The sequence below is a fragment of the Gardnerella sp. 30-4 genome, assembly GCF_001641215.1.
GTDB classification, from domain to species: Bacteria; Actinomycetota; Actinomycetes; order Actinomycetales; family Bifidobacteriaceae; genus Bifidobacterium; species Bifidobacterium leopoldii.
In genome coordinates this window covers 1-2,443 of sequence record NZ_LXJL01000136.1, presented here as the reverse complement: position 1 = coordinate 2,443, position 2,443 = coordinate 1, and the positions used below count along the sequence as shown (strand labels likewise).

Here is a 2,443-nt window from a genome sequence, read left to right as displayed (position 1 = left end):
AATAAAACTTAAGAAAATACTTATAACAGTGTTACGAAAGGAACCGATATGCCACATGCATATGAAGAAGCTGGCGTAAGCGTAGAAGCAGGATACGAAGTAGTACGTCGTATTAAATCTCATGTAAATCGCACAAAGCGCCCAGGCGTTGTAGGTGGCATTGGCGGATTTGGCGGCTTATTTGATTTGGCGTCTCTTGGTTACAAAGAGCCAGTGCTGATTTCTGGCACAGATGGCGTTGGAACCAAGCTTGTGATTGCAAAAATGATGAATAAGCATAACACTATTGGCATTGATTGCGTTGCTATGTGCGTAAACGACATTGCAGCTCAAGGTGCCGAGCCGCTTTTCTTCCTCGATTACATTGCGTGCGGAAAAAACAATCCTGAAATACTTGAGCAAGTAGTTTCAGGCGTTGCAGACGGTTGCGTGCAATCAGAAGCAGGTTTAATTGGCGGCGAAACTGCTGAAATGCCTGGGATGTATGACGAAGACGAGTACGATCTTGCAGGTTTTGCAGTAGGCGTTGCAGAACGTTCAAATATTGTTGACGGCTCCACTATTACTGCCGGCGACGTGCTTATAGGACTTCCTTCTTCAGGAGTTCATTCAAACGGATTCTCTCTTGTTCGCAAAGCTTTGTTTGAAGAAGCAGGTTTTAGCGTTGACACCAAACTAGATGAGCTTAATGGCAAAACACTTGGCGAAGTTCTTCTTGAACCTACTCGAATCTATGTAAAAGCTTTAAAGCCACTTTTTGCAGAACATCTTATTAAGGGAGTTGCTCATATTACAGGCGGCGGATTTATTGAAAATGTTCCGCGCATGTACGCAGATGATTTAGCTGCAAAAATTGACACTACTAGCTGGAGCGTTCCACCTATTTTTGGCGTTCTTGAAAAAGCTGGAAAAGTTGCTCACACTGAAATGTTCAACGTTTTTAATATGGGTATTGGCATGATTTTGGCAGTTGACGAAAACAAAGCAAACGAGGCAATGCGAATACTAAAAGAGCATAACGAAACCGCTTATATTATTGGCAAAATGGCTAAGCGCGAAAACGCTGCAGTTGAGTTGTTGTAAACCACAAAAACGCAAAACCGCAAAATATAAAGCTGCAAAACAGTAGACAGCGAAATCTTAAAGCAATAAAGGATTAAAAATGAAAGTTTTAGTAGTTGGTTCTGGCGCTCGCGAACACGCTATTGCACACGCGCTACTTAAAGGAGAAAGCGTTGAAGAAGTAACTGTTGCTCCTGGAAATCCTGGTATTGCAGCAGATGGCATTCAAACTGCAAACATAAGTCAATCAGATCATGACGCTCTTATTAAGTTCGTTAAAGACAATAACTACGATTTTGCGTTCATTGGTCCTGAAGTTCCGCTTATGAATGGCATTGTTGACGATTTTGAAGCGCATGGAATTGCCGCTTTTGGTCCAAACAAAGCCGCAGCTCAAATTGAAGGCTCTAAAGATTTCGCAAAAAAGCTTATGGCTCGTCACAACGTTCCAACCGCCTCCTACAAAACATTTGACGCTTTGGAGACAGCACGCGCATACGTTCTTGAGCATGGTGCTCCAATTGTTATTAAAGCGGACGGTTTGGCTGCTGGAAAAGGCGTTACTGTTGCTATGGATGAGCAAACAGCAGTTGATGCTTTGGAGGATATTTTCGTCGATCATCGTTTTGGTCAAGCTGGAGCAAAAGTCGTTATTGAAGAATTTTTGCAAGGCCAAGAGTTTTCACTTATGAGTTTTGTAAGCGGAACTGATTTTTGGGTTATGCCTATTTCTCAAGATCACAAGCGCGCTTACGACGGAGACAAAGGACCAAATACTGGCGGCATGGGAGCTTATAGCCCTGTTCCACAAATTAGCGACGAAACAGTTCAGCGTGCTATCGACGAGATTGTGCGCCCAACTGTTGAAGGACTAGCTAAAGAGGGTACGCCTTTTACCGGCGTGCTTTATGCTGGCTTAATTGATACAGCAACAGGTCCTAAAGTTATTGAGTTTAATGCTCGTTTTGGAGACCCAGAAACAGAAGTTGTACTTCCTCGCCTTACTTCAGATTTTGGTGCAGCTATATGGAATATTTTGCAGCATAAAAATCCGACTTTTACTTGGAAAAATAGCGGTGTTACGCTCGGCGTGATCATTGCTAGCGAAGGCTACCCTGGCACTTTAGTTACTGGAACTCAACTTCCTCAAATTCCTGTTGACGAAAACCAAGGTCAGCACGTGTATTATGCAGGAGTAAAAAGCGATGAAGAAAGCGGAAAACTTCTTACTTCTTCAGGCAGAGTAGCTCTTATACAAGTGCATGGAGACGACGTAAAAGACGCTCAAAACAACGTCTACAGCATATTAGATAAGCTTAATCTTCCGCACATGTTCTTTAGGCATGATATCGCAGAAAAAGCTTTAAAATAGTTTGTTAAT

The 2,443-nt window shown here is 42.7% G+C and carries 2 protein-coding genes; both read left to right on the top strand.

All coding sequences use genetic code 11. The features are described from left to right. Nucleotides 1-48: 48 nt before the first annotated feature. On the top strand, nucleotides 49-1,083 hold the full coding sequence (gene purM, locus A5294_RS06200) for a phosphoribosylformylglycinamidine cyclo-ligase (protein ID WP_064340720.1): 1,035 nt from the start codon (nucleotides 49-51) through the stop codon (nucleotides 1,081-1,083). A 79-nt stretch (nucleotides 1,084-1,162) separates the two neighbouring features. Then, nucleotides 1,163-2,434 (top strand): phosphoribosylamine--glycine ligase, encoded by a 1,272-nt coding sequence (purD, locus tag A5294_RS06195; RefSeq protein ID WP_064340719.1) that lies wholly within the window; start codon nucleotides 1,163-1,165, stop codon nucleotides 2,432-2,434. Nucleotides 2,435-2,443: the final 9 nt, after the last annotated feature.

Bases quoted from the DNA above. Each gene is read 5' to 3' on its own strand.
- purD (WP_064340719.1), top strand. From the start codon at position 1,163: ATGAAAGTTTTAGTAGTTGGTTCTGGCGCTCGCGAACACGCTATTGCA.
- purM (WP_064340720.1), top strand. From the start codon at position 49: ATGCCACATGCATATGAAGAAGCTGGCGTAAGCGTAGAAGCAGGATAC.